At 72.3% G+C, this 24,994-nt stretch carries 26 protein-coding genes; 8 read left to right on the forward strand and 18 right to left on the reverse strand.

Translation table 11 applies throughout. From position 1 onward, the window contains the following. The first annotated feature begins 102 nt into the window (after positions 1-102). Together ACQPWW_RS31480 and ACQPWW_RS31485 are read left to right on the forward strand one after the other, a co-directional pair. Positions 103-1,407: a sensor histidine kinase gene (locus ACQPWW_RS31480; protein ID WP_433127456.1), complete on the forward strand. Its 1,305-nt coding sequence runs from the start codon at positions 103-105 to the stop codon at positions 1,405-1,407. A 53-nt stretch (positions 1,408-1,460) separates the two neighbouring features. Continuing rightward, positions 1,461-2,114 carry a response regulator transcription factor gene (locus ACQPWW_RS31485; RefSeq protein WP_355027652.1) on the forward strand — a complete coding sequence of 218 codons (654 nt, stop codon included), beginning with the start codon at positions 1,461-1,463 and terminating at the stop codon, positions 2,112-2,114. On the opposite strand, the gene ACQPWW_RS31490 is transcribed toward ACQPWW_RS31485, so the two are convergent. After that, entirely contained in the window at positions 2,095-2,757 is a 663-nt protein-coding gene (locus ACQPWW_RS31490) for an HAD family hydrolase (protein ID WP_433127457.1), read from the reverse strand. The genes ACQPWW_RS31485 and ACQPWW_RS31490 overlap by 20 nt on opposite strands. Before the next feature lie 20 nt (positions 2,758-2,777). After that, positions 2,778-3,032, reverse strand: a complete 255-nt coding sequence (locus ACQPWW_RS31495; RefSeq protein WP_357253871.1) for a glutaredoxin family protein — start codon at positions 3,030-3,032, stop codon at positions 2,778-2,780. Between the two features lie 731 nt (positions 3,033-3,763). Here ACQPWW_RS31495 and ACQPWW_RS31500 point away from each other — a divergent pair. The 3 genes from ACQPWW_RS31500 (at position 3,764) to ACQPWW_RS31510 (ending at position 6,891) form a co-directional block, all read left to right on the forward strand. Beyond that, complete coding sequence (locus tag ACQPWW_RS31500) at positions 3,764-4,720, forward strand: ECF subfamily RNA polymerase sigma factor, BldN family (RefSeq protein ID WP_433127458.1); 957 nt, start codon at positions 3,764-3,766, stop codon at positions 4,718-4,720. Positions 4,721-4,999: 279 nt separating this feature from the next. Further along, positions 5,000-5,887, forward strand: a complete 888-nt coding sequence (locus tag ACQPWW_RS31505) for a DUF5667 domain-containing protein (RefSeq protein WP_433127459.1) — start codon at positions 5,000-5,002, stop codon at positions 5,885-5,887. Between the two features lie 128 nt (positions 5,888-6,015). Further along, positions 6,016-6,891, forward strand: coding sequence for an HAD family hydrolase (locus ACQPWW_RS31510; protein WP_433127460.1), 876 nt, complete (start codon positions 6,016-6,018; stop codon positions 6,889-6,891). Between the two features lie 6 nt (positions 6,892-6,897). Here the strand turns inward: ACQPWW_RS31510 and ACQPWW_RS31515 are convergent, their stop codons facing one another. From ACQPWW_RS31515 to ACQPWW_RS31565, 11 genes are all read right to left on the reverse strand, one after another. Next, positions 6,898-7,755 (reverse strand): lysophospholipid acyltransferase family protein, encoded by an 858-nt coding sequence (locus tag ACQPWW_RS31515; RefSeq protein WP_433134696.1) that lies wholly within the window; start codon positions 7,753-7,755, stop codon positions 6,898-6,900. A 223-nt stretch (positions 7,756-7,978) separates the two neighbouring features. Then, a complete protein-coding gene (locus ACQPWW_RS31520) occupies positions 7,979-9,055 on the reverse strand; it encodes an NAD-dependent epimerase/dehydratase family protein (protein WP_433127461.1) in 1,077 nt (358 codons plus the stop codon). Positions 9,056-9,177: 122 nt separating this feature from the next. Continuing rightward, positions 9,178-9,279 carry a 30S ribosomal protein bS22 gene (locus ACQPWW_RS31525; RefSeq protein ID WP_007465623.1) on the reverse strand — a complete coding sequence of 34 codons (102 nt, stop codon included), beginning with the start codon at positions 9,277-9,279 and terminating at the stop codon, positions 9,178-9,180. Positions 9,280-9,494: 215 nt separating this feature from the next. After that, positions 9,495-9,704 (reverse strand): helix-turn-helix domain-containing protein, encoded by a 210-nt coding sequence (locus ACQPWW_RS31530; protein WP_110563213.1) that lies wholly within the window; start codon positions 9,702-9,704, stop codon positions 9,495-9,497. 211 nt (positions 9,705-9,915) lie between these two features. Then, entirely contained in the window at positions 9,916-11,100 is a 1,185-nt protein-coding gene (locus ACQPWW_RS31535; protein WP_433127462.1) for an ABC transporter permease, read from the reverse strand. Beyond that, the gene (locus tag ACQPWW_RS31540; RefSeq protein ID WP_433127463.1) at positions 11,097-11,993 is read right to left on the reverse strand and encodes an ABC transporter ATP-binding protein; all 897 of its coding nucleotides are present in this window, start codon (positions 11,991-11,993) and stop codon (positions 11,097-11,099) included. Before ACQPWW_RS31540 ends, ACQPWW_RS31535 begins: the two co-directional genes overlap by 4 nt. Then, positions 11,990-13,381 carry an efflux RND transporter periplasmic adaptor subunit gene (locus tag ACQPWW_RS31545; protein WP_433127464.1) on the reverse strand — a complete coding sequence of 464 codons (1,392 nt, stop codon included), beginning with the start codon at positions 13,379-13,381 and terminating at the stop codon, positions 11,990-11,992. The genes ACQPWW_RS31540 and ACQPWW_RS31545 overlap by 4 nt, the downstream gene beginning before the upstream one ends. 42 nt (positions 13,382-13,423) lie before the next feature. Then, positions 13,424-14,713, reverse strand: a complete 1,290-nt coding sequence (locus ACQPWW_RS31550) for a hypothetical protein (protein ID WP_433127465.1) — start codon at positions 14,711-14,713, stop codon at positions 13,424-13,426. A gap of 69 nt (positions 14,714-14,782) precedes the next feature. Then, positions 14,783-15,358, reverse strand: a complete 576-nt coding sequence (locus ACQPWW_RS31555) for a TetR/AcrR family transcriptional regulator (RefSeq protein ID WP_433127466.1) — start codon at positions 15,356-15,358, stop codon at positions 14,783-14,785. Further along, positions 15,351-16,151, reverse strand: a complete 801-nt coding sequence (locus ACQPWW_RS31560; protein WP_433127467.1) for an alpha/beta fold hydrolase — start codon at positions 16,149-16,151, stop codon at positions 15,351-15,353. Before ACQPWW_RS31560 ends, ACQPWW_RS31555 begins: the two co-directional genes overlap by 8 nt. A gap of 106 nt (positions 16,152-16,257) precedes the next feature. After that, on the reverse strand, positions 16,258-17,178 hold the full coding sequence (locus ACQPWW_RS31565; RefSeq protein ID WP_433127468.1) for a proline dehydrogenase family protein: 921 nt from the start codon (positions 17,176-17,178) through the stop codon (positions 16,258-16,260). Between the two features lie 138 nt (positions 17,179-17,316). Between ACQPWW_RS31565 and ACQPWW_RS31570 the strand changes: the two genes are divergently transcribed. Further along, positions 17,317-17,904 carry a CGNR zinc finger domain-containing protein gene (locus ACQPWW_RS31570; protein ID WP_355027638.1) on the forward strand — a complete coding sequence of 196 codons (588 nt, stop codon included), beginning with the start codon at positions 17,317-17,319 and terminating at the stop codon, positions 17,902-17,904. Positions 17,905-17,935: 31 nt separating this feature from the next. Here the strand turns inward: ACQPWW_RS31570 and ACQPWW_RS31575 are convergent, their stop codons facing one another. Together ACQPWW_RS31575 and ACQPWW_RS31580 are read right to left on the reverse strand one after the other, a co-directional pair. Continuing rightward, on the reverse strand, positions 17,936-18,742 hold the full coding sequence (locus tag ACQPWW_RS31575; RefSeq protein WP_433127469.1) for a sugar phosphate isomerase/epimerase family protein: 807 nt from the start codon (positions 18,740-18,742) through the stop codon (positions 17,936-17,938). Positions 18,743-18,817: 75 nt separating this feature from the next. Further along, positions 18,818-19,762: a Ppx/GppA phosphatase family protein gene (locus tag ACQPWW_RS31580; RefSeq protein ID WP_433127470.1), complete on the reverse strand. Its 945-nt coding sequence runs from the start codon at positions 19,760-19,762 to the stop codon at positions 18,818-18,820. An 80-nt stretch (positions 19,763-19,842) separates the two neighbouring features. Between ACQPWW_RS31580 and ACQPWW_RS31585 the strand changes: the two genes are divergently transcribed. Further along, positions 19,843-20,640 (forward strand): hypothetical protein, encoded by a 798-nt coding sequence (locus tag ACQPWW_RS31585; protein WP_433134698.1) that lies wholly within the window; start codon positions 19,843-19,845, stop codon positions 20,638-20,640. A gap of 81 nt (positions 20,641-20,721) precedes the next feature. Here the strand turns inward: ACQPWW_RS31585 and ACQPWW_RS31590 are convergent, their stop codons facing one another. Further along, a complete protein-coding gene (locus tag ACQPWW_RS31590) occupies positions 20,722-21,300 on the reverse strand; it encodes a TetR/AcrR family transcriptional regulator (protein WP_433127471.1) in 579 nt (192 codons plus the stop codon). 895 nt (positions 21,301-22,195) lie between these two features. Between ACQPWW_RS31590 and ACQPWW_RS31595 the strand changes: the two genes are divergently transcribed. Next, positions 22,196-22,849: an NADPH-dependent F420 reductase gene (locus ACQPWW_RS31595; RefSeq protein ID WP_433127472.1), complete on the forward strand. Its 654-nt coding sequence runs from the start codon at positions 22,196-22,198 to the stop codon at positions 22,847-22,849. 61 nt (positions 22,850-22,910) lie between these two features. Here the strand turns inward: ACQPWW_RS31595 and ACQPWW_RS31600 are convergent, their stop codons facing one another. Continuing rightward, positions 22,911-23,594, reverse strand: coding sequence for a response regulator transcription factor (locus ACQPWW_RS31600; RefSeq protein WP_039906992.1), 684 nt, complete (start codon positions 23,592-23,594; stop codon positions 22,911-22,913). 22 nt (positions 23,595-23,616) lie between these two features. Further along, the gene (locus ACQPWW_RS31605; protein WP_433127473.1) at positions 23,617-24,900 is read right to left on the reverse strand and encodes a sensor histidine kinase; all 1,284 of its coding nucleotides are present in this window, start codon (positions 24,898-24,900) and stop codon (positions 23,617-23,619) included. Between the last annotated feature and the right edge of the window lie 94 nt (positions 24,901-24,994).

A 24,994-nucleotide genomic window follows, 5' to 3' on the forward strand; every position in this document is an offset into this window, starting at 1 on the left:
GAGCCCCCGCCGGGCCGCTCCGCAGGTGGTAGGGGCAGCACTACGGGGGAGAGGCAGGGCTTCGGGATGGGACCCGGAAGCCGGAATGCCTAGCCTTTTCCCATGACCGCCGTTGCCGCCACCAGCGACCAACCGACGCTGGCACCGAGCATTCCCCGCCAACTCTTCGTCGACTCCGGCTACGTGCTGCTCGGTCTCCCCCTGGCGGTGGCCAGTTTCGTCGTCCTCATCGTCGGCACCGCGGCCGGCATCGGCCTGGTGGTGACGGTGATCGGCCTGCCGATCCTCAGCGGCACCCTGTACGCCGCCCGCGGGCTGGCCGACATCGAACGGCTGCGGCTGCCCGCGGTGCTCCGGCAGCCCCGGATCCGCCCGCACTACCGGTTGCCCGAGGCCGGCGCGAACGCGTGGCGGCGGATCTTCGTGCCGATGCGGGACGCCCAGTCCTGGCTCGACCTGGCACACGGCATCCTGCGGTTGATCGCGGCGGGCGGCACCTTCGTGGTCGCCGTGGTCTGGTGGGCCGGAGCGATCGCCGGGTCGCTGTACTGGGCCTACGACTGGGCCCTGCCCCGAGCCGACGGCGAGGGTGACAAGGACCTGGCCCAACTGCTCGGCCTGGGCGACTCGACCACCGCCCGAATCGGCCTGAACACCGCGATCGGGGTGTTCTTCCTGATCACCCTGCCGATCGTGGTCCGGGGATGCGCGCTGCTGCAGGCCAGCTTCGCCAAGGCCATGCTGACCGGGGTGGCCGAGATGCGCGACCGGATCACCGTACTGGAGGAGCAGAAACGGGCCGCCGTGTCCGCCGAGGCGTCCGCGCTGCGCCGGCTGGAACGCGACATCCACGACGGCCCCCAGCAGCGCCTGGTCCGCCTGGCCATGGACCTCAGCCGGGCCCGGTTGCAGCTCGCCTCCGACCCGGACGCAGCAGGCCGGACCATCGACGAGGCGGTCACCCAGACCCGGGACACCCTCGCCGAGCTGCGGGCGCTGTCCCGGGGCATCGCCCCGCCGATCCTGGTCGACCGGGGCCTGCCCAGCGCCCTGGCCGCGATCGCCGGACGCGGGCTGATCCCGATCGAGCTCCAGGTGGATCCGCAGCTCGGCACCCCCGGCGGGCGGCTCGACCCGGCGGTGGAGAACACCGCGTACTTCGTGGTGTCCGAGGCGCTGACGAACGTCGCCAAGCACGCCCGGGCCACCGAGGCCGTGGTGGCCGTCGCCCGGCAGGGCACCCACCTCCAGGTGCGGGTGGGCGACGACGGGCAGGGTGGCGCGCACCTGGCCAAGGGGCACGGGCTGGCCGGCATCGCCGACCGGGTCCGGGCCGCCGGCGGCGAGCTGGTGGTGGTCAGCCCGATCGGCGGCCCCACCGAGATCCGCGCCGAGCTCCCGCTGTGACCAGTCCCGCGCCACACCCGCACGACGGGCCGGACGTGGTAGACAACACAGCCATGCGCATCGTGATCGCCGACGACGCCGTCCTGCTCCGGGAGGGGCTGGTCCGGCTGCTGACCGAGAGTGGGCACCAGGTGGTGGCCGCCGTCGGGGACGGCGACGCGCTGGTCAAGGCGGTGGTGGAGCACCAGCCGGACGTGTCGATCGTCGACGTCCGGATGCCGCCGTCGCACACCGACGAGGGACTCCGGGCGGCGGTGGAGGCACGCCGGTTGGTGCCGCGTACCCCGATCCTGGTGCTCTCCCAGTACGTCGAGGTCTCGTACGCCGATGATCTGCTCGCCACCACCGGCGGGGCCGGCGGCGGCATCGGCTACCTGCTCAAGGACCGGGTGGCAGCGATCGACGAGTTCCTGGACGCGCTGCGCAGGGTGGCGGCCGGCGGCACGGTGCTCGACCCGGAGGTGGTCGGCCAGCTCTTCGCCCGCCGCCGCCGGGACGACCCGCTGCGCGAGCTGACCCCCCGCGAGCGCGAGGTGCTCGCCCTGATGGCCGAGGGACGCTCGAACACCGCCATCGCCCGTGCCCTGGTGGTCAGCGACGGCGCGGTGGAGAAGCACGTGCGCAACATCTTCACCAAGCTCACCCTGCCACCGGACACCGAACAGCACCGGCGGGTGCTGGCCGTCCTCACCTACCTGCGGAACTGACCTCCCGCGCCAGGCTGACCGCGTCGACGAGGGTGTCGGCCACCGGGTGACCGGAGGCCCGCAGCCGGACCGGGTCGGTGAACCCGCCGGTGTAGAGCACCGCACGGCCGCCCACCGCGAGCGCGGCGTCCGCGTCGTCGAGGGAGTCCCCGATCAGCACCACCGAGGTGCCGTCCACGCCCAGCTCGGCCAGGTGCAGTTTGAGCGACTCGGCCTTGCGGTCGCCGCCGACCGTGGCCCGCAGCCCGTCGACCCTGGTGAAGTGGCCGGTCAACCCGTACGTGTGCACGGTCGGCACCAGCTCCTCGTGGAACCACATGGAGAGCAGGCTCTGGCTGCCCGGCCAGGCGGACATCGCGGTGCGCGCGTCGGCGGCCAGCTCGCAGGTGGTCAGGCCGGTGCGGTACGCCTCGTGGAAGATCCGGTCCAGCCGGCCGAACTCGTCGTCGTCGACGGCCTGCCCGAGCACCTCGGCGTAGTACTCGGCGATCGGCCGACGGAACCGCACCCGGTGCTCGTCCAGGGTGACAGTCGGCCCGCCGAGGCTCGTGAACACGACGTTGGTGGCGGACACCACCAGGCTGAGGTCGTTGAGCAGGGTGCCGTTCCAGTCCCAGACGAGGTGGGGGTGCGCGGGAGTCATCGGTGCACCATAGGCACCGCTCAGAGTTGTGGTGTGGTCAGGTCCCGCAGCAGCCGGTCCTCCTCGACCCGCCAGTAGCCGTGCTCCTTGCCGTCGAGCAGCACCACCGGCAGTCGGTCTCCGTACTCCCGCTCCAGCCCCTCGTCGTCGGTGACGTCCCACTCGACCCACTTGTCGCCGGTGACCGCCACCACCCGGTCGAGTGCCGCCTTGGCGTCGTCGCACAGGTGGCAGCCGGGTCGGGTGATCAGGGCGAGCCGGGCGTCACTGGACATCGGTTACCTCCGTAGGGGTTTCGGCGCTCGCCGGCAGGTCGATCGGCATCGTCACCGGTCGCGCCGGCGTCGCCGCCACGTACGCCCGCACAGTCTCGCCGGTCGGCGGGCGCGGCACACCCGGTACCGCCGACTCGGCCCGCGCGGTGATCAAGTCTGGCACAGCGGCCGGCGAGCGGCCACGACCGACGGTACGGACCCGGGCTCGGGCGGCGGAGCCGAAGAGTCCCGTTGACGGGACTGACCGGTGTGCCACGGGCGATCCGATCAAGTCCCGCCCATGGGATGGACGACGCCCTCCGCAGACGTTTCGGCCACGCTCGCGCGGCCCCCCGAGGCGACGACGTCAACCGAACGGGCGACCTGCCCCGACCAGGTAATCCACCGAAGAACACCGGGTCGACGGAAAGTCAATCGCACACGACGGACAACCGGTCCGCCGCTGGTGCGGGGGAGCGGGAAATACTTCCGCCTTGTGTAACGGACTTGCCACGCGCGGGTGACGTTGGCCCTATCATCACTCGGGTCGGCTCACCCCATTTGCCGTGAGTCGACACCCCTCAGCCCGAGGAGGCCCCCGTGCCTGTTAGCGCATTGGACCAGCACCTCCAGGGGATTTGCCGCCCATCGGCAACCCCCGCGACCGTCCTGCCCGACCGGCTGCCCGGTCGGTCCGCCCCGACGACACAGAGACCGGCCCGTCCGGCGACCGACGGGACGGGGGCAACCCGGTGACCACCTTCGGTTACGCGGAACGCCCGATCGGCCTGACCGGCCAGCCGGCACGCTCGCACGTCAACGAGAGACCGACGGCCCGTGCCCCGCTCGACGAACCGCACGGCGCCGCCGTGCGGGGCGACGGCGCGGCCCAACGCACCCGCAGCCGGCCCCACCACAACGAGCCGCCCCCGCGACCAGTGGTGCCCGGCGGGAACGCGCGGCCAACCGGCGGCCGGGTCGCCGTGCCGGCCCGACCGACGATGCCAGCGCAGGGTCGACGGGTCAGCGAGACACCGACGGTGACCGCCGATGCGGCGGCGGGCGAGACGGCGGTGATCCCGGCGGTGCCGGCCACCACCGCCACGACCCCGACCGGATTCCCGAGCCGACCGGACCCGTCCGACCCGGCCACCGAGGTCTGGACGCTGATCGAGCGCGCCCAGGCCGGCGAGTCCGAGGCGTTCGGTCTGATCTACGACCGGTACGTGGACACCGTGTTCCGGTTCATCTACTTCCGGGTCGGCAACCGCCAACTCGCCGAGGACCTGACCTCGGACACCTTCCTGCGCGCGCTCAAGCGGATCGGCAGCTTCACCTGGCAGGGCCGCGACCTCGGCGCGTGGCTGGTGACGATCGCCCGCAACCTGGTCGCGGACCACTTCAAGTCGGGCCGGTACCGGCTGGAGGTCACCACCGGTGACGTGCTCGACGCCGACCGGGAGGACCGGGGCCCGGAGGGCAGCCCGGAGGCGGCGGTGGTGGAACACATCACCAACGTCGCGCTGCTCACCGCCGTGAAGCAGCTCAACCCGGAGCAGCAGGAGTGCATAGTGCTCCGTTTCCTCCAGGGCTTCTCGGTCGCCGAGACGGCCCGCGCGATGGGCAAGAACGAGGGCGCCATCAAGGCCCTCCAGTACCGGGCCGTCCGCGCCCTGGCCCGTCTGCTCCCGGACGGCTTCCAGCCGTAGTTTGTGACGGCGGGACTGATGGGCGTCGATCGACGTCCGTGCAGCTCACTGTCGGTCCCGCCCGGTGACGACGATCACTTTCTGTAATTTCCGCCCCGCCAGGCCCGTAACCCGTGCCCGGTCCGCCGCGTTTCTCCGGGTGCGACCGGTGGTTGTCCCGGCAGGCCGGGTCACCGAGGTCCGACCGGCAAGCCGGCGGCGCCTCACCTCCGTGGTGTCACACTGCCGCCCGGTCCCCGGCAACGACGGCGGCCGACCGGCCGTGACCAGCGAGAGGAGGTGCCTGCGGTGGACGACATCCTCTTCTCCCGCCGGCGCGCCGAGCGCTTCGCGCAGCTTCTCGACGAGGCCAACGGCGCTCGGCGACACCACGTGCGAGCCCGGGTGGACGGTCAACTCGCGCCCCTCGTCGCGGTGGGCCAACGGCTCAGCACCGACCCGCCGGCTGTCGAGGTGGACCAGGACTTCCGTACCGGCCTGCGGGCGATGCTGCTCGCCACCGCCGAACGGGAGGGGCTGGGCACCGCGCCGGCGGCCAGCGAACCGGCCGCCACGCGTCCGGCCACCACCGCCCGAGGGCGACTCCTGCCGGCGGTCACCGCCCGGCGGGCACGAGCCCGGGGCGCGATCCTGATCGGCATCGCCGCCGGCGCCATCGCCGTCTCCGGGATCTCCGCCGCCAGCGAGAACGCGGTGCCCGGCGACGCGCTGTACGGCATGAAGCGCTCGACCGAACGGGCGCAGCTCGCCCTGGCCAGCTCCGACATCAGCCGCGGTCAACTCTTCCTGGACTTCGCCCGGACCAGACTCGGCGAGGCCGCCGAGCTGCGCGGCGACCGGATCGGCTACAGCGCCGTCCTCGACGACATGGACGCCGACACCCGGCAGGGTGTTCGCCTGCTGACCACCGCCGCGGCGCAGCGGGCGGAGCCGGGCAGCCTGGACACGCTCAACACGTTCGTCACCGGCCAACGCCGGGCGGTGAGCGGTCTGCTCGACGGGAGCACCCGCGTCGACCGGGAACGGACCCAGCGGTCCCTGCGCCTCCTGGACACCATCCGGGAGCGCTCGGACACCCTGCGCGCGGCGATTGCCTGCGGCCTGCCGGCCCCGACCGCAAGCGACACCCTCGGCCCGCACCCCAGCACCTGCCCCGGGGCTCGCTGACGTCCCACCCCCCTATACCGCACGTCCGACCGGCCGCGCCACAGTTCGTTCTGTGCCCGGCCGGTCGACAGTGCGCGGCGGCTACCCTCGCGGGAGGCATCCGTCGTACCGGTGAGGAAGGGAGTCTCGTGGCGCGCAGCCGGAAGGTGACGGTCAGCACCGACGCCGAGGGGCACACCGCGGGCTGGGCCGAGACCGACCTGTCCCCGGTCGCCGCCCCCGCACCGGACCCGAGCGCTGCGGCCTTCTTCGACGTGGACAACACGATGATGCAGGGCGCGTCGATCTACTGGTTCGCCCGTGGGCTCGCCTCCCGCAACTACTTCACAAGCGCCGACCTGGCCCGCTTCGCCTGGCAGCAGCTCCGGTTCCGGCTGTTGGCGCGGGAGCACGCCGGTGACATGTCAGTGGCCAAGGAGGCCGCGCTGGCCTTCGTCGAGGGCTGGCGGGTCGACGACGTGGAGCACCTCGCGGAGGAGATCTTCGACGAGATGATGGCTCCCCGGATCTGGGCCGGCACCCACCAACTCGCGCAACGGCACCTGGCCGCCGGCCAGCGGGTGTGGCTGGTCAGCGCCGCCCCGGTGGAGATCGGCCGGGTGATCGCCGCCCGGCTCGGCCTGACCGGTGCCATCGGCACGGTGGCCGAGGTGGTGGACGGGGCGTACACCGGGCGGTTGGTGGGTGACCTGATGCACGGGCCGGCGAAGGCCGAGGCGGTCACCCAGCTCGCCGCGGTGGAGGGGCTCGACCTGATCCGCTGCGCGGCGTACAGCGACTCGGCGAACGACCTGCCGCTGCTCTCCGCGGTGGGCCGGGCGGTGGCGGTCAACCCGGACGGCGCCCTGCTGCGGCAGGCCCGCCAGCACGGCTGGGAGGTGCGGGACTTCCGCACCGGTCGGCGGGCGGTCAAGATCGCCGTACCGTCCACCGCGGCGGCCGGGCTGGTCGTCGGCGCGGTCACCGCCGGGCTGGCGTTGCAGCGCCGCCGCCGCGCCGGCTGAGACGCGTCAGGGGCCGAACGGGTCGGGCCGTCGCTCCAGCAGTGTGTGCAGGGTCTGCTGGATGGTCTCCCGCACCTGGTCGGCGAGGTTGAAGACCACAAGCGGGTCGTCCGCCGAGTCGGTCAGGTGCGCGGTGGGGATCGGCGGGCAGAACTCGATGAGCCACTTGCTGGGCAGCGGCACCATGCCCAACGGCCCGAGCCACGGGAAGGTCGGGGTGACCGGGAAGTAGGGCAGCTTGAGCAGCCGCGCCAGGGGCTTGATGTCGGCGAGCATCGGGTAGATCTCCTCGCCTCCGACGATGGCGACCGGCACGATCGGGGTGCCGGTGCGCAGCGCCGCCGAGACGAAACCGCCCCGCCCGAACCGTTGCAGCTTGTACCGGTCGGCGTAGAGCTTGCCGATGCCCTTGAAACCCTCGGGGAACACCCCGACCAGGTCGCCGCCGCCGAGCAGCCGCTCGGCGTCCGGGTTGCAGGCCACCGTGCCCCCGGTCTTGCGGGCGAGCTCGGAGACCACCGGCATCCGGAAGACCAGGTCGGCGCCGAGCAGCCGAAGGTAGCGGTGGGCGGGATGCTTGTCGTGCAGCGCCGCCGAGAGGATCAACGCGTCCAGCGCCACAGTTCCCGAGTGGTTGCCGACCACCAGGGCGGGTCCGTCGACGGGCACGTGCTCGATGCCGCTGACCTCGGTGCGGAACCAGTCCCGGTAGAGCAGCCGCAGCAGGGGGTGGAAGACCGCGTCGGTCAACTCCGGGTCGAAGCCGAACTCGTCGACCTCGTAGTCGCCGGAGAGACGCCGGCGCAGGAAGGCCAGGCCGTTCGCGACCTTGCGGTCCCAGTGGTCCCCCGGCCGGTCCGGCACCGCCGGCCCGGTGCCACCCGGAGCGTCGCCCGCGGGCTCGTCGGTGGCCGCGGTGTCGACCTCGTCGGTCGGCGTCGGGGTCGGCGCGACCTGAGCGGCCGGTCGGTGTCCGTTACGCCGCGCCGGCTCCACGTCCGGCGCGGCCGGCTGTGGTACGTCGAAACGCCCGACCCCCCGCGGGTCGCGCCCCTCCCCCGGCCCGGTCACGACGCCCCCAGCGCGCTCACGACGACCGCTCCCGCACCGCGGAGCGGACCTGCCGGATGCCGTCCAGGACGAGTTGCTCGGCGGCGGCCAACTGCCCCCGCGTGACCACCACCCCGCCGTGGTGGGCGCGAATGAAATCCTCGAACGCCGCGGCAGTGGAGCGGGGGGTGAAGTCGTACTCCTGCTCCAGTCGGGTGGTGTCGACCACCCGACCGTGCACGAAGAGGTCCACCTGGTCCAGGCCGTAACGGCCGAAGCCCAAGCTGCGGGCCAGCGCGGCGGCGCCGGAGAGACCCGGCTCCAGCACCGGTACGGCGACCCGACCGGCCCGCCGGATCGCCTGCGACAGCGACAGCACCCCCGGACCGGCGACGTTGTAGGTGCCCGGATGGTCCTCCACTATCGACCGGTGCAGCACCTCCAACGCGTCGTCGAAGTGCAGGAACTGCAGCCGGGGGTCACGGCCGAAGACGGTCGGCACGAACGGCTGCGCGAAGTAGCGGGTCAACGTGGTGTCGGCGGTCGAGCCGATGAACGGGGCGAAGCGCAGCACCGTCGCGGTGACGTCGGGCCGGCGCCGCCGGAATCCACGGACGTACCCCTCGAGGTCGAGGATGTCGCGGCCGAAACCGCCGCGCGGCACCTCGCGGGGCTCGGTCTCCTCGGTGAAGACGGCCGGGTCCCGGAACGACACCCCGTACGCGGCGGTCGACGAGCGGACCACGAGCTTGCGCAGCCGGGGTGCCCGCTGGCAGGCGGCGAGCATCTGCATGGTGCCGATGACGTTCTGGTCCTTCATCGCGGACCGGCCGCCGTGCTGGGGGTCGGGGGAGCTGACCAGGGCGAGGTGCACGACGGCGTCGACGTCGAGGTCGGCGAGGAGGCCACCGAGCGAACCGCTGTCGACGCGGAGCCGTTCGACCCGGTCCAGCAGGTCGGTGAACTCGGTGTCGGGGTCCGGTGCGTCGACGCCGATAACCCGCTCGATACGCGGGTCGGCGGCCAGTCGGGCCGCCACGTGGGCGCCCAGGTAGCGGCCCACCCCGGTGACGAGGACGACCCCCGGAGCACCTGAGGTGCCACCGGGGGTCATCTGACGCACCTACCCCGGCAGGAAGGACCGAGCCGGGACGACCACGGCCTGATCACCTGAGCCTCCGGGGGTCGACAGTTTGGCAAGTGCCGCCGAACGCCGGGCGTTGAGCCCGGCGGCGATCACTTGCCGAGACGGCGACGCTGGACGCGGGTCTTACGCAGCAGCTTGCGGTGCTTCTTCTTAGCCATGCGCTTACGGCGCTTCTTGACCACCGAGCCCATACGACAGCCTTTCGATACAACGTGCGGGGCGGACCGGATGACACCACTCAGGTGGCGACGGCGACCGCTTGCGGACAACGGACCGGACCAGTCTGGGCGGCGGGGCGCACCGGTGGGGTCTCGGTCGGGCTCCAGGGTAGCCGGAGGGCCTCAGCCGGACCAACGCGCCCCCGTCGATGCCGGTTGGGGCGGCACCCGGAGGGCCGAGCGGTGGCTCAGGCGGTCTCTTGGAAAGCGCCCCGGAGATATTCGTGCACCGCGTGCTCAGGCACCCGGAATGACCGGCCGACCCGGACGGCGGTGAGTTCACCGCTGTGCACCAGGCGATAGACAGTCATCTTCGAGACCCGCATGACCGTCGCCACCTCCGCGACGGTCAGGAACCTGACCTCCGACAGCCGCCCGTCGGACTGTGACCCGGCCATGGCTCACCAACCCATCCCATGCCCGGCGCGTGCCAACCCGACGGATGCTCCGGGCCGGGCGGCGACGCGCGTGTTACCAGTACGGTAGCGGGGCGGCTGTGACCGGCGCGATCCCTTCGTACAACTGATCATGCTTCTTCTCGCCGTTCACCCGATCCACACTCCCGGAATCTCCCCGCCCGCGCCCGCCGTCCCGTTGCGCCGACGCTGCTCACTCGGCACGCAGCGCGACCACCGGGTCGAGTCGGCCGGCGCGTTGCGCGGGGACGACCCCGAAGACGATGCCCACCACCGCGGACACGCCGAAGGCGAGCGCCAACGACCACCAGGTGATCGCGGCCGGGATCGGCGACAGGCCGTCGACAAGCAGGGCGGTGCCCACGCCCAGCGCCATCCCGGTCAGCCCACCGATCGTGGTGAGCAGCACCGCCTCCAGCAGGAACTGCACACCGATGTCGCGCGGGCGGGCACCGACGGCCTTGCGCAGCCCGATCTCGCGGGTCCGTTCCCGAACGCTGACCAGCATGATGTTGGAGACCCCGACGCCGCCGACGAGCAGGGAGATGCCGGCGATGGCCGCCAGTACGCCGGTGAGAACGCCGAGGATGTCGCCGAGCACACCGAGGATCTGCTGCTGGGTGACAGCGCTGAACTCGGTGTCCGGGTGCCGGCGGTTCAGCTCGGCGACGATCCGTTCACCCAGCTCGTCGATCCGTTCCCGGTCCGGGGCCTTCACGGCGATGCCGTCCACCCGCTGGGTGCCCCAGAGCCGCTGCGCGGCGGTCACCGGCACGTGCACCTCGTCGTCCCGGTCGACGCCGAGGCTCTGCCCGAGTGGCGCGAAGACGCCGATCACCCGGAACCGCACCCCGGCCAGCGTCACCTGCTGGCCGAGCGGGTCCCGGTCGGGGAAGAGCGTGCGGGCCACCGAGTCGCCGAGCACCGCCACCCGCCGGCTGGTGTCCACGTCGGTGCCGGTGAGATAGCGGCCCCGGGCCAGCGACCTGGTGAACACCGTCGGGGTGGTCTCCAGTACCCCCTGGACGGTGGTGAAGTCGGAACGGGCTCCGGCCCGCGCGGTCGCCCCGGAGGCGATGGTGACAGCCACCCGATCGGGGTCGCCGACCACCCGGCTGACGGCGTCGACGTCCTTCAGGGTCAGCGGCGAGACCACCGGCGCGTTGCCCACCTCGATCCGGCCGGGGACAACAAGCAGCAGGTTGGAGCCCAGGCCCTCGACCTGTTGCTCGACCTTCTGTTTGGTGCCGGTGCCGATGGCCACCAGCAGGACCACCGAGGCGACCCCGATGATCACCCCGAGCATTGTCAGCGCGCTGCGCAACCGGTTGGCCCGCAGGGCGTCCAACGCCACCCGCCACGCCTCGGCGACCCTCACGCCGCGCCCTCCGGCCGCTCGACCTCGGGCCGGCCCGGGTCCACAGCGAGCGGAAGGCGCCCGGTGGCTCCGGCGGCGCCACCGGAGCCACCGGACGGGTGCCCCGGGCCGCTTCCGGACGCGGACCGGGGCTCCGCGCTGGGAGCGGGGTCCAGTGTCGCAGGTCGACCGGGATCAACGGACAGCGGTCGATCATGAGTGGTGTCGCTGTCCGCCACGACCACCCCGTCGCGCATCGTGATCCGGCGCCGGGCCCGGGCCGCCACCTCCTGGTCGTGGGTGACCATCACCAGCGCCACCCCGGACTCCACGTTCAACTGTTCCAACAGTTCCAGTACCGCCGCGCCGGTGACGCTGTCCAGGTTGCCTGTTGGTTCGTCGGCCAGCAGCACCGTGGGCTCGGTGACCAGCGCGCGGGCGATCGCCACCCGTTGCTGCTCCCCGCCGGACATCTGGTTGGGCCGGTGGTCCAGCCGGTGCCCGAGGCCGACCCGGCCGAGCATCGCCGCGGCCCGCGCCCGACGCTGCCGCGCCGGCACGCCCCGGTAGACAAGCGGCAGGGCCACGTTCTCCACCGCCGAGGTACGCGGCAGCAGGTGGAACGCCTGGAAGACGAAACCGATCGTCTCGTTGCGCAGGGCGGCCATCTCCGGCGGTGCGAGGGCGTTGACGTCCCGACCGCCGATCACCAACCGGCCGCCGGTCGGCCGGTCCAGCCCACCGAGGAGGTGCATGAGGGTGGACTTGCCCGAGCCGGACGGACCGACGAGCGCCACGTAGTCACCCGGTTGCACGACGAGCGACACCCCGCGCAACGCCTCGACGGACACCCCGTCCAGGTGGTACGTCCGGGACACCTCCACCGCCTCGATCGCCGGCGGGACGCCGGTCACCGCACCTCCTGGCCGTCGCGCACCTGGTCGGTGCCGCGCACCACGATCCGGTCGCCGGGCTGCACCCCGTTGAGGATCTGCACCAGATCCGACCCCTGGACGCCCACTGTGACCGGCGCCCGGCCGGCCCTGCCGTCGCGGACCACCCAGACCGCGTCCCGGCCGTCGGCGGAGAACACCGCGGAGGCGGGAACGGTCACCGCGTCGGCGGCCTCGCGTACCCGCAGACGCACTATCGCGTTCATGCCGGGACGAGGGCTGGGGGCCGGCTCGTCCTCGGCCAGCTTCCCGGCGCCGAGGGCGAGGCGCACCCGGTAGGTCACCCCGCCCTGGGCGGAGTTGGTGGGCAGCACGTCCACCGAGCGGACCGTCGCGTCGTAGGTGGCACCGGTGACGGCGTCCAACTCGACGGTGGCGGTCACACCGGCCTTGACAAGCAGCACGTCGGTCTCGTCGACCTCGGCGAGCAGGCCCAACTGCCCGGTGTCCACCACTGTCAGCACCGGTGTGCCGGCGGTGACCTGCCCGCCGACGGCGACCGCGTCGTCCACCCCGGCGGGCGGCCCGCCCTGGCCGGGCGTCAGCGCGGACGGGTCGATGCCGGCCGCCTGGGCGCCACCGGCCTGCTCCAACAGCCCCGCGAGGCCACCGGTCGCGCCACCGCCGGCCCGGGTGCCGCCCGGCTGGACGATGCCGGCGATCGGGGCGCGCAGGGTCAGCGCGTCGACGGTGGCCTTCGCCAGGTCGTACGCCTGCTGGGCCTGTAGCCGTTGCGCCGCGGAGAGCGCGCCGACTGCCGAACTCAGCCCGTTGATTCCCCGCTGCACCGCGCGGACGGCCTGGTCGGCGCTGCGCGCGGCGGCGGTGTACTGCCGCTGCGCGGACGTCACCTGGGTCAGCAGGGCGTCCCGGAGCTGCGGTTCGGCGATCTTCTCGGCGGCCTTGCGGGCGGCGTCGAACGCCTCGTCGGCGGCCTTGTCGGTGCCGCGTCGACTGCTTGTCAGGTCGCCAGTGGACACACCCCGACCGGCGCGCTTCGCCGCGTCCAGCGCCTCCTTCGCCTGACGCAGCCGCTGCCGGGCCGAGGGCGAGTCGACAACGGCGAGGACCTGACCGGCCCGGACCCGCTGTCCGGGCTGGACACGCAGGCTCGCCAGGCTGCCGTCGGCGGGGGCGGTGAGGGTCGCGGCGGCGCGGGCGGTGACTGTCGCCGGGGCGTCGATCAGCTCGCTGACCGGGTTGCGGGCCGCCGACGCCAGCGCGAGGTCGGGGTCGTCGTCGCCGCACGAAGCGGCGGTGGTGGAGGTGAGGACGGCGACGGCGGTCAGGGCGACGAGCAGGCGGGGCCGGAGGGTGCTGCCCGGCCGAGGTGACTGAGGGCGGAACACCAGTCGATGGTACGGCGCAGGGTCCCGCCGCCGGCGAGCACGTCAGGCGGTGGCGGCGCGGACATACGCGACGCACTCGTCGTGCAGCGTCGACCACTGCTCGCCGAACGCCTCCTCGGCGGCCACCTCGAGGGTCTTGCGCTCGTGCACCACCGCCTTGAAGAAGGTGAGCAGCCGCTGTGGCCCGTACCTGTCGACGAGGTGCCGGACGGCCAGGTAGCCGACGCCGTAGCTGCCGGCGACCTGCTCGGCGGAGGCGTCGTCGGCGGGGTTGACACCCGACAACTTGCCGTCCCACCTGGCCCGGACCAGTTTGCGCACCTCGGCGAGCCCTTCGTACCTGTCGACCGCCTGGCCGCCGGTGCCGGCGAACTCGGCCAGCCCCTCCACCAGCCACCAGGTGGTCTTGCCCGGGTAGCCGCGTTCCGGCAGTGAGGCCGCGTGGGTCAGCTCGTGCCGGAGCAGGTCGTCGGTGCCACTGCTGGAGAGCCCGTCGGCGTTGAGCACCACCTCGTGGTGGCCGCCGCCCACGGTGACCGCGTACCCGCCGGTCCACTCCGGCCGGTCGCCGCCGTACCAGCGCTTCCACTCGGCCCGGCCGGCGTAGAAGATCCGGTAGCGGTCCGGCGGCGAGCCGGCGACCACGTACCCGTCGGCGACCTTGGCCGCCGCCTCGGCCTGGGCGAGCAGACCGGGCAGCTTGCCGCGCAGCGCCGGGGTGGTGGCGACGATGGTCCGCTCGCCGATCGCCACGGCCAGCTCGCTGATCTCCCACGGTCGGGTGCCGGTCTCCACCGACTTGGACTCCTCGATGGCGATCAACCGGGGCTGGTCGCCGTTCTCCCGCCAGCGGGTGCCGATCAGCACGGGGCTGGGCCGGCAGTTCGGTGCGACGAAGCAGTACTGGAAGCGCACCAGCAGCCGCCACTCCCCCGGCTTGCCGATGATCGGCGCGGGCAGGCCGCTGGGTTCGGCCCGCCAGACTGTCACCTTCAGCTCGCGTAGTGCGGCGAAGCGTCGGCGCAGCTCGGTGTGCACGGCGGGTTCGGCGATCGCGAGGAAACCGGCGCGGTCGCCGCCGAGCAGCGCCGTGGACTGCCGGTCGAGCTGGGCGGTCATCCGGTCGGTCAGCTGTCGGGCGGCCGCGGTGGCCGGATCGTCGGTCGTCGAGGCGCCGGCCCGACTGATCGTGGACCGGGCGCCACTCTCCCGGATCACTCCGGCGACAAGCAACGCCGGCAGGCCGCAGCCCAGCAGCAGGACGACCACCACGAGCACCGTCCACAGCGGCCAGAGCCGCCGTGGTGCGGGCTGCTGCACCCCGTCAGTCACCCGCCGAAGGGTACGACCATTCGCTGGCCGGGGCGAAGCCGCCCCGGCCGGTCGGTCCGACCTGCCGACTCACGTCGCGGCGACCGGCCAGGAGCGGAACGAGAGGTCCATGCTGGCGACCAACTGGTGGTACGAGCGGTCCACCTCGCGGGGCAGGCCGAAGCCGCCCGCGGCCTCCAGGCTGACGAACCCGTGCAGGGCACTGCGCAGCGCGCGGGTCGCGTCCACCGCGTCGTCACCGGTGAGCCCGTAGCCGCGCAGCACCGCGAAGATCGCGCCGACCGCGCGCTCACCCGCCTCGACGTGCTGCGGGTCGGCCGGGTCGGGCACCCGCTGCGTCGCCGGGTAGCGGCCGGGATGACGGTGGGCGTAGTCGCGGTAGGCGTCGGCGATCGCCCGGAGCGCGTCGCCACCGGAGCGGCCGACGGCGGCGGCGGTCAGCTCGGTGGCCAACTCGGCGGTGACCAGGGCGGAGAGCTTCTGGGCCAGCTCGTCCGCCCCCCGCACGTGCTTGTAGAGGCTGGGCAACGCGACGCCCAGCCGGGCGGCGAGCGCGGCGAGGGTGAGCTGCTGGTGGCCGACCTCGTCGGCCAGCCGGGCCGCCTCCCGTACGACGGTCTGCTGGTTGAGGCCGACCCTAGGCACCGGCGCACACCGCCAGGAAGCCGCGCAGCTCCTCGGCGGCGCGCTGCGGCTGGTCGGCGTGCGGGTAGTGGCCGGACTCCTCGATCATGCGAGCCTCGGCGGTGCGGAAGAGCCGGCGGGCGGCCCGCGCCTCGGCTCCCGGGTCGGGGAAGTCCGGGTCCTTCGAACCCATCAGCACCAGCACGGGTTGCCGCACCTGGGGGGCGCGGGCCGTCCAGTGCGGCTCGACCGGCACGATCACCCCGCGCATCGCGGCCATCCGGCCGGGTTCGCGCAGGTTGGCCACCATCGACCGGCGGTACGCGGCGTCGTCGGCGGGCCGGTGCACCGGGAACAGCGTGTTGTGGAACATCCCGAACAGTCGAGGGCTGCGCAGCACCGACCACATCGCCATCCGCAGCAGCGGGTTGAGCTTGGGCTGGCCGACGAACGCGCCGATCTGCACGATGCCGGTGACCAGCTCGGGGGCGTCGGTGGCGGCGAAGACCACCGCCGCGGCGGCGGACGAGCTGCCGACCAGAACGGCCGGGCCGGCATCGATGTCGCGGACCACGGCCAGCAGGTCGGCGCCGACCTCGGCCGGGGCGTACGTGGGCCAGCCGGTGCTGGATTCCCCGTGCCCCCGGACGTCGACCGAGGCGACCCGGTGACCGGCTGCCACAAGCAGTGGCGAGAGGTGCCGGTAGCTCGCCCGGTTCTCGCCCATGCCGTGGGCGAGAACGACAAGCGGCCCCTCGCCGTGCACCTCGTACGCGATGTGTCCGCCGTCCCGGCGCACCTGGCTAATCGTCATAGCCGTAAAGCTAATACACTTAGCCAACATTGGCAAGCCGGATACGCGAAACGGGCCGCCGGTGACCCGAGGGGTCCCCGCCGGCCCGTCGGCCGAACCGGAGGAGCTACTTCTTGGAGATCAGGGCGCGGCCGAAGAAGACCAGGTTGGCGGGGCGCTCGGCGAGCCGGCGCATCAGGTAGCCGTACCACTCGTCGCCGTACGGGACGTAGGTGCGCACCGTGTAACCCTCGCCGGCCAGGCGGGACTGCTCCTCCGGACGGATGCCGTAGAGCATCTGGAACTCGAAGCGCTCCGGCCCCCTGTCGAACCAGCGGGCCCGGTCCTCGCCGATCGCGATCATCCGAGGGTCGTGGGTCGCCAGCATCGGGTAGCCGTCGCCGGACATCAGGATGTTCAGGCAACGGACGTAGGACTTGTCGACCTCCCGGGCCGACTGGTACGCCACCGACTCCGGCTCCTTGTACGCGCCCTTGCACAACCGCACCCGCGAGCCGGCCGAAGACAGCTCCCGGCAGTCCGACTCGGTCCGGCGCAGGTACGCCTGGAGCACGGCGCCGGTCGACGGGAAGTCCTTGCGCAGCCGGCTCAGCACCTCCAACGTCGAGTCGGTGGTGGTGTGGTCCTCCATGTCCAGGGTGACGGTGGTGCCCGCCGCGTCCGCCGCCGCGCAGATCGCCCGCGCGTTGTCGTACGCCAACTGCTCGTCGAACATCTGACCGAGGGCGGAGAGCTTCACGCTGACCTCGGCGGCCGGGGTGAGCCCGGCGCCGCCGAGCATCTTCAGCAACGTCAGGTATTCGTCACGGGTGGCGATGGCCTGCTCGGGGGTGACGGTGTCCTCACCGAGGTGATCGAGGGTGACCGCGAGGCCGTCGTCGACGAGCCCGCGGGTCGCGCGCAACGCGTCGTCGGTGGTGGCGCCGGCGACGAACCGGCGAACGACGTCCCGGGTGTACGGGGCGGTCGCGACGAGCCGCTCGACCTGGGATGACCGGGAGGCGGCGAGGATGACGGAACGGAGCATGAGCCGAGCGTATCGCCCCTGCCAGGACCCCCGCCGAGGGGCGGGAGAGCGGCAGTCCGATCGCCGACGACTACGCGCGGTTCCTGCCGCGCTACATCGACGCGCCGCGCGCCGCGTCAGTCGTCTACCGTTGGGGGCGTGAACTTCGACGCGTACGCCCGGACCGGCGTTGACCTGGTCAACGCCCGCCTGGACGACCTCGACGACCTGCGAGCCCTCTTCGCCGACGACCACGCCTGGATGAGCGACGAGGTCGCGGACCGGGACGTCGCGATCTTCCGCCGGGCCCAGAAACGGTTGCGCGACGTCTTCGAGTACGGCACCTCGGGGCGGGACGCCCAGGCGGTCACCGAGCTGAACGGGCTGCTCGAGGCGTTCCCGGTGCAGCCGCGCATCTCCGGGCACGACTCCAGCGACTGGCACATGCACGTCACCAGCCGGGGCGCCTCGGTCAGCGCCGAGTACCTGGCCGGCGCGGTCTGGGGGCTGTCGGTCTGGCTCTGCGAGTACGGCAGTGCCCGATTCGGGGTGTGTGCCGACGAGCGGTGCGGCAACGTCTACCTGGACACGTCGTCCAACTGCTGCCGGCGGTTCTGCTCCGAGCGGTGCGCAACCCGCTCGCACGTGGCGGCCCACCGGGCCCGCAAGCGGGCTGCGGTCGGTGAGCAGGTGACGGTCGCCGCGCAGCCGACGAGCGCCGTGGACTCGCTCTCACCGGTCAGCTGACACCGCCGCCGCCCGTCGCGGGCGGACGTGGTCAGGCGTCGACCGGGGACGACGCGGTCAGGTGCTGACGGGCGAACTCCAGCGCGGCACGCAGGTCCGCCTCGCGTACCGCGCGGCTCTTCGCGCCCCGGGTGGCGACCTCCACCGCCACCGACCCGGTGAAGCCACGCCCGGCCAGCGAGGAGAGCAGCTCACCGCAGGGCTGGGTGCCGCGCCCGGGCACCAGGTGCTCGTCGCGGCCCTCGCCGGTGCCGTCACCCAGGTGCACGTGCGCCAGCCCGGCGCCCATCCGGTCGGCCATCTCCAGCGGGTCGCTGTGCGAGGCAGCGCAGTGCGACAGATCCAGGGTGTACGACGGGTAGCCGGTGTCGGTGGGATCCCACCCCGGCGCGTACGGGACGAACTGCCGACCCGCCATCCGCACCGGGTACATGTTCTCCACCGCGAACCGCAGCCCGCTGAACCGGTCCGCGACAGTGGCCAACCCCTCGGCGAAGTTGCGCGCGTAGTCACGTTGCCAGGTGAACGGCGGGTGCACCACGACGGTCGGCGCCTCCAGCGTCTCGGCCAGCTCGGCGGCCCTGCGCAGCCGCTCCCACGGGTCCGGGCTCCACACCCGCTGGGTGACCAGCAGGCAGGGCGCGTGCACCGAGAGCAACGGGATGTCGTAGTGCGTGGAGAGGCCACGCAGCGCGCCCGCGTCCTGGCTGACCACGTCGGTCCAGACCATCACCTCGACCCCGTCGTAGCCGAGTGCCGCGGCCAGTTGGAACGCCGCCGCGGTCGGTTCGGGAAAGACCGACGAGCTGGACAGAAGCACGGGAACGCGGGAAGTCACATCAGCCAGCGTAGCCCGGCAGCGCTGCCGTCATTGCGACGAGCGCCGGCAAACCAGCCGAAACCGGCCACCGGATCAGATCGGTTCGAGTTGATCGAGTCGACGGAGGATGACGCCCTCGCGCAGCGCCCACGGGCAGATGTCCAGCGAGTCCAGATCCAGGCGGCGCATCACCGCCTCGGCGACCACGGCACCCGCCAGTAGTTGGTGCGCCCGACCCGTGCTGACCCCCTCCAGCTCCATCAACTGGGCCGGTGGGATGTGCCGGATGAACCCGATGACCTGCCGCAGGCCCGCCCGGGTCAGGCTGCGCCGCGCCCAGAGGCCGGCGCCGGAGGGCGCGGCCCCGGCCAGTCGGGCCAGGGTCCGGAACGTCTTCGAGGTGGCGACCGCCCGGTCCCAGCCCACCTCGGTCATCTGATCGACGATCTTGTCCAGCCGCCCGTCCACGTACTCCCGGAGCTTCTCGACGGTCTCCGCCGACGGCGGGGCCGCGCTGGCCGGATCGACCCGCAGCCGTTCCCGGGTCAGCCGGCCGGCCCCGAGCGGCAGTGAGACCGCCACGTCCGGGTCCTCGTCGATGCCGGCGGCGATCTCCAGCGAGCCGCCACCGATGTCCAGCACCAGCAGCCGCCCCGCCGACCAACCGAACCACCGCCGTACGGCCAGGAACGTCGACCGCGCCTCGTCCGCCCCGGAGAGCACCGCCAGCCGTACCCCGGTCTCCTCGCGGACCCGGGCCAGCACCTCGGCCGCGTTCGTGGCGTCGCGCACCGCGGACGTCGCGAAGGCGATCAGGTCGTCGGCAGCCAGGCCGGCGGCCGCCGCCTTGGCCATGCCCACGGCCTTGACCAGCCCGTCGGCGCCCGCCTCGGTCAGCGCGCCGTCGGGGCCGATCTGCTCGGCCAGCCGGAGCACCACCTTCTCGGAGTGCGCCGGCCACGGGTGCGCGCCGTGGTGCGCGTCCACCACCAGGAGGTGCACCGTGTTGGATCCGACGTCGAGGACACCCAGTCGCATGGTGAAGACCCTAGGTGCAACACGTTTGCGCGGCTCGCCGGCCTGCGGACGTCACCGCGCGTACGCTGGGCCGGGTGACGATGGAGCTCCGTGTGCTGGTGGACGACCCAGGCGACCCGCGCAGCCGCGAGGTGCCACTGGACTTCCCGCGGGAGTGGATCGAGTTCACCGACCCGGCTGACGAGACGCACCTGATCCGCGCCGACCTGACCTGGCTGCTCTCCCGCTGGACCTGCATCTTCGGCAAGGGCTGCCACGGCATCATCGCCGGTCGGGCCGCCGACGGCTGCTGCTCGCACGGGGCGTTCTTCACCGACTCGGACGACGAGAAGCGGGTCCGCAACGCCGTCAAGCGGCTCACCCCGGCGACCTGGCAGCACTTCCAGCGTGGGTTCAAGAACTGGACCGACGAGGACACCATCGACGGCAAGAACCCGGCTCGCCGCACCGCCACCCAGGGCCCCGACGGCCCGTGCGTCTTCCTCAACGACGCCGACTTCGTCGGCGGGGGTGGCTGCGCCCTGCACGGCCAGGCGTTGCGCGACGGGGTGCACCCGTTGGAATACAAGCCGGACGTCTGCTGGCAGCTACCGATCCGCCGGGATCAGGACTGGGTCAAGCGCCCGGACAACTCCAAGGTGCTGGTCTCCACCCTCTCCGAGTTCGATCGGCGCGGTTGGGGCGCCGGTGGGCACGACCTGGACTGGTGGTGCACCTCCTCGACGGACGCGCACGTCGGCACCGAGCCGATGTACCTGTCGTACGCCCCGGAGCTGACCGCACTGATCGGCGCCGCGGCCTACGAGCGGCTGGCCGAGCTGTGCGCGGCCCGGACCAGGCAGGGCATGGTCGCCCCGCACCCCGCCGACGAGTCCTGACGCAAGCTGTTCCGAGTCGCGCCCCGCGCTGTTCCGAGTCGCGCCCCGCGCTGTTTCGGAGCCGCGCCCCGCGCTCGTCGCTCAGCGCAGCGCGTCGTCGACGAGCGTGCGAGCGCTGCGCCGAGCCGCGTCGGCGATCAGCGGGTCGCCGTCCAGCACACCGGCGGCAAGCCCACCGTCCAGCAGCAGGGTGAGCTGCCGGGCGAGCAGTTCCGGGTCGGCCGCCCCGGCCTGCCGGGCCAGCTCGGTCACCCAGGCTCGGACGACGGTCTTGTGCTCGACCGTCCGCGCGTGCACCGGGCCACCGGCGGACGACTCGGCAGCGGTGTTGATGAACGCGCAGCCGTGGTAACCCTCCCGGCGACAGGCGCCCGCCAGCGCGTCGAACATTCCGATCAGCTGGTCACGCGGCTCGTCGCCGGCATCCCGGGCCGCCGACCGCAACGCGCCGAACCACGCCTGGTCGACCCGATCGAGGTACGCCAGCACGAGATCGTCCTTGCGCGGGAAGTGCTTGTAGAGCGTCGCCTTGGCCACGCCCGACTCGGCGATCACCGTGTCCACCCCCACGCCGCGCGGCCCGTGCGCGTAGAAGAGCCGGAACGCGGTGTCCAGGATCCGGTCCCGGGCCGAGCCGGCCGGAGTGCGGGGCGCGGGCATCGGTACTCCCTCGATCTGCTGCTGACGGCCCGATCCTATAGACAGCTCCGTCTGGCCACGGCCACCGACCCACTCTGGTCAGCCCCTGTAGACCTGCCCCGGATATGGGGCAGACCTCGGACGAAGCGAGGCGCGTCCGGGCAAGAAGCCAGGCGGCCCTCCGGACGAAGCGAAGCGCCCGTCCGGGCAAGAAGCCACGCGGACCCCCGGACGAAGCGAGACGCCCGTCCGGGCAAGAAGTCAGGCGGACCTCCGGACGAAGCGAAGCGCCCGTCCGGGCAAGAAGCCAGGCGGACCCCCGGACGAAGCGAAGCGCCCGTCCGGGCAAGAAGCCAGGCGGCCCTCCGGACGAAGCGAGACGCCCGTCCGGGCAAGAAGTCAGGCGGCCCTCCGGACGAAGCGAGACGCCCGTCCGGGCAAGAAGTCAGGCGGCCCTCCGGACGAAGCGAGACGCCCGTCCGGGCAAGAAGCCAGGCGGGCGCCCGGGCAAGAGGTCAGGCGTCCGAGCAGGCGGCACCCACCCACAGCAGGTGGCACGGGCACCAGCCACTTTCGAGGGCCAGCCGGTGGGGTTGCCCCATATCTGGGGCAGCTCTACAGGCACAGCAGGACCCATCCCAACCCGCCCCCCCCGGCCGACCGACCGCACCAGCACCAGCACCAGCACCAGCACCAGCACCAGCCACTTTCGAGGACCGCGCCGGCGGGGTCGCCCCATATCTGGGGCAGCTCTACAGGCACAGAAGGACCCCATCCCTACCCGCCCGGCCGAGCGCCCCAGCAGGTGACATCGGCGCGCACGGGACCTCTTCAGGGCGCCGATAGACAGACCTGTCTGTTAGTCTGCTGCAATCGGCACGAGCCCGATCGATGCCCCGACGGAGGATGGATCGACATGCATATCGCAGTTCTCGGCACCGGCTCGGTCGGTCGAGCCATCGCCGCCCGCGCGGCGGAGTTGGGTCACCAGGTGACAATCGGCACCCGCGATGTCGCGGCCGTCCGGGCCGGCGAACACGCCCACTGGGCGGCGCAACACCCGGAGGTCGGCCTGGCAACCCTGGCCGACGCCGCCGGCGCCGCCGAGCTGGTGGTGAACGCCACAAACGGCAACGGCTCGCTCTCCGCGCTGGCCGCGGCCGGCGCGCCGAACCTGGCCGGCAAGGTTCTGCTCGACATCGCCAACCCGCTCGACTTCGGTGCGGGCTTTCCGCCCACCCTGTCGGTGCACAACACCGACTCCCTCGCCGAACGCATCCAGCGCGAGTTTCCGCAGACCAAGGTGGTCAAGTCACTCAACACGCTCACCGCCGAGCTGATGGTGCACCCACGTCAGCTCGCCGGCGGTGAGCACAGCGTCTTCGTCTCCGGTGACGACGCGGAGGCCAAGCGGATCGTGACCGGACTACTCGTCAGCTTCGGGCACACCGACGTGATCGACCTCGGTGACCTCTCCACCGCCCGGGGCACCGAGATGCTGCTGCCACTCTGGTTGCGGCTCTACGGCCGACTCGACACCGCCATCTTCAACATCAAGGTCGTCCGCTGACCACGCCTTAACAGCCCGAAGGGGGCCTGCGCCGAGGGCAGACCCCCTTCGGGTACGCCGATCACGGCTCGAACTTGTAGCCCAGGCCCCGGACGGTGACGATGAAACGCGGCGCGGACGGCTCCGGCTCGATCTTGGAACGCAGCCGCTTCACGTGCACGTCCAGCGTCTTGGTGTCACCGACATAGTCGGCGCCCCAGACCCGGTCGATGAGCTGGCCGCGGGTGAGCACCCGACCCGCGTTGCGCAGCAGCAGCTCCAGCAACTCGAATTCCTTGAGCGGCAGCTGCACGGCTCCGCCCTCGACGGTCACCACGTGCCGTTCGATGTCCATCCGCACCGGGCCGGCCGCCAGCGTCGGCGCCCCCGCCTCGGCCACCTCCGGGCTCTGCCGGCGCAGCACCGCCCGGATCCGGGCAACCAGTTCCCGCGGCGAGTACGGCTTGGTGACGTAGTCGTCGGCTCCGATCTCCAGCCCGACCACCTTGTCGATCTCGCTGTCCCGTGCGGTGACCATGATGATCGGCACGGCCGACCGCTGCCGCAGTTGTCGGCAGACCTCGGTGCCCGACATCTCGGGCAACATCAGGTCGAGCAACACGATGTCGGCGCCGGTCCGGTCGAACTCGGTGAGGGCGTCGGTGCCGGTCGCAGCGACCGAAACCTCGAAGCCCTCCTTACGGAGCATGTACGACAAGGCGTCGGAGAACGACTCCTCGTCCTCGACCACCAGAACGCGGCTCAACGGGAATTTCCTTTCATTGCTGTCAGACCTGCCGTAGCCCAGCCGGACCGGACTCGATCCCAACCGGCGGCAGTGTCGCCAGCAGGTCGTCCGGTGGGCTGGCGGGCAGCCGGAGGGTGAACGTCGATCCACCACCAAGAGTGCTCGACACCTCGACCCGTCCGCCATGGTTGCTCGCGATGTGTTTCACGATCGCCAGGCCGAGCCCGGTGCCTCCGGTGGCACGCGAACGGGCCTGGTCGGCCCGGTAGAACCGCTCGAAGATCCGGTCCACGTCGGTGGGGGCTATGCCGATGCCCTGGTCAGCGACGGCGACCTCGACGTGCTCGTCGTCGCCGCGGAGGGTGACCCGCACCGTGGTGTCCTCACCCGAGTAGTTGATGGCGTTCTCCACCAGATTCGCAACCGCCGTGGCGAGTTGGGAGTCGCTGCCGTACGCGGTGAGGCCACGCTGACCATCCACTGTCACCTCGACACCCCGGGCGGAAGCCGTGGTGCGGGTGCGGTCGACCACCTCGGCGATCACCCAGTCCAGCGCGACCGGCTCGGGCGGCGGTTGCGGTTCGGCGCCCTGCAACCGGGTCAACTCCAGCAACTCCTGCACCAGCCGACCCAGCCGGGTCGACTCGTGCTGGATCCGCTCGGCGAACCGGCGCGCGGCCACCAGGTCCTCGGAGAGGTCGGGCACCGCCGCGTCGGCCGGTTCGGTGGCGTCGAGCAACGCCTCGGCGAGCAGTTGCAGCGCCCCGATCGGGGTCTTCAACTCGTGACTCACATTGGCCACGAAGTCGCGTCGTACGCGGGTCAGCCGGTGCGACTCGGTCACGTCGACCGCTTCCACAGCGATGAAGCCGTTACCGAGACCCATCGCCCGTAGGTGCACCCCGAGCGGGTTCTCCCCCGCGCTGTCGCGACCTCGGGGCAGGTCCAGCTCGATCTCGCGCCGCACCCCGGTGCGTCGCACCTGCCCGGCGAGGGTACGGATCAGCGGGTGCGCGGCGATCGAGCCGGGAGTGCTGCCGGTACGCAACAGCCCCATCGCGCGGGCGGCCGGGTTGATCAACACGGGGACGTCGTCGTTGTCCAGTACCACGACACCGGCCCGGAGCGAGTCGATCGTCCGGCGGCCGAGCCCGGCCTGCTGCTCGTCGACTATCGCGGGCCTCCCCCTGCTCCAGCGGGAGCTGACGCTCCCCGTCGACGTGGAGCGACCGTCCCGCGCGGGCAGGAACCGGGGCAGCAGGAGACCGGCGGCCAACCCGGCCACCAACGCCACGGCCACCACGACCGCCACCGTCCACTCCACCCGGCGATCGTAGGGTCATTGTTAACCTGGCTACCACACAGAACGGGACGAACCACCCGCACTTCCAGAATTGTTCACCCCCGCGTCTGGCGTC

Source organism: Micromonospora sp. CA-240977 (genome assembly GCF_050942285.1).
Taxonomy (GTDB): domain Bacteria; phylum Actinomycetota; class Actinomycetes; order Mycobacteriales; family Micromonosporaceae; genus Micromonospora.

What these genes read in the sequence shown, in the direction of transcription:
- ACQPWW_RS31480 (WP_433127456.1), top strand. Translation starts at nt 103, where the DNA reads ATGACCGCCGTTGCCGCCACCAGCGACCAACCGACGCTGGCACCGAGC.
- ACQPWW_RS31490 (WP_433127457.1), bottom strand. Translation starts at nt 2,757, where the DNA reads ATGACTCCCGCGCACCCCCACCTCGTCTGGGACTGGAACGGCACCCTG.
- ACQPWW_RS31530 (WP_110563213.1), bottom strand. Translation starts at nt 9,704, where the DNA reads ATGGCCGGGTCACAGTCCGACGGGCGGCTGTCGGAGGTCAGGTTCCTG.
- ACQPWW_RS31520 (WP_433127461.1), bottom strand. Translation starts at nt 9,055, where the DNA reads ATGACCCCCGGTGGCACCTCAGGTGCTCCGGGGGTCGTCCTCGTCACC.
- ACQPWW_RS31560 (WP_433127467.1), bottom strand. Translation starts at nt 16,151, where the DNA reads ATGACGATTAGCCAGGTGCGCCGGGACGGCGGACACATCGCGTACGAG.
- ACQPWW_RS31580 (WP_433127470.1), bottom strand. Translation starts at nt 19,762, where the DNA reads ATGCGACTGGGTGTCCTCGACGTCGGATCCAACACGGTGCACCTCCTG.
- ACQPWW_RS31595 (WP_433127472.1), top strand. Translation starts at nt 22,196, where the DNA reads ATGCATATCGCAGTTCTCGGCACCGGCTCGGTCGGTCGAGCCATCGCC.
- ACQPWW_RS31525 (WP_007465623.1), bottom strand. Translation starts at nt 9,279, where the DNA reads ATGGGCTCGGTGGTCAAGAAGCGCCGTAAGCGCATGGCTAAGAAGAAG.
- ACQPWW_RS31495 (WP_357253871.1), bottom strand. Translation starts at nt 3,032, where the DNA reads ATGTCCAGTGACGCCCGGCTCGCCCTGATCACCCGACCCGGCTGCCAC.
- ACQPWW_RS31590 (WP_433127471.1), bottom strand. Translation starts at nt 21,300, where the DNA reads ATGCCCGCGCCCCGCACTCCGGCCGGCTCGGCCCGGGACCGGATCCTG.
- ACQPWW_RS31585 (WP_433134698.1), top strand. Translation starts at nt 19,843, where the DNA reads ATGGAGCTCCGTGTGCTGGTGGACGACCCAGGCGACCCGCGCAGCCGC.
- ACQPWW_RS31485 (WP_355027652.1), top strand. Translation starts at nt 1,461, where the DNA reads ATGCGCATCGTGATCGCCGACGACGCCGTCCTGCTCCGGGAGGGGCTG.
- ACQPWW_RS31565 (WP_433127468.1), bottom strand. Translation starts at nt 17,178, where the DNA reads ATGCTCCGTTCCGTCATCCTCGCCGCCTCCCGGTCATCCCAGGTCGAG.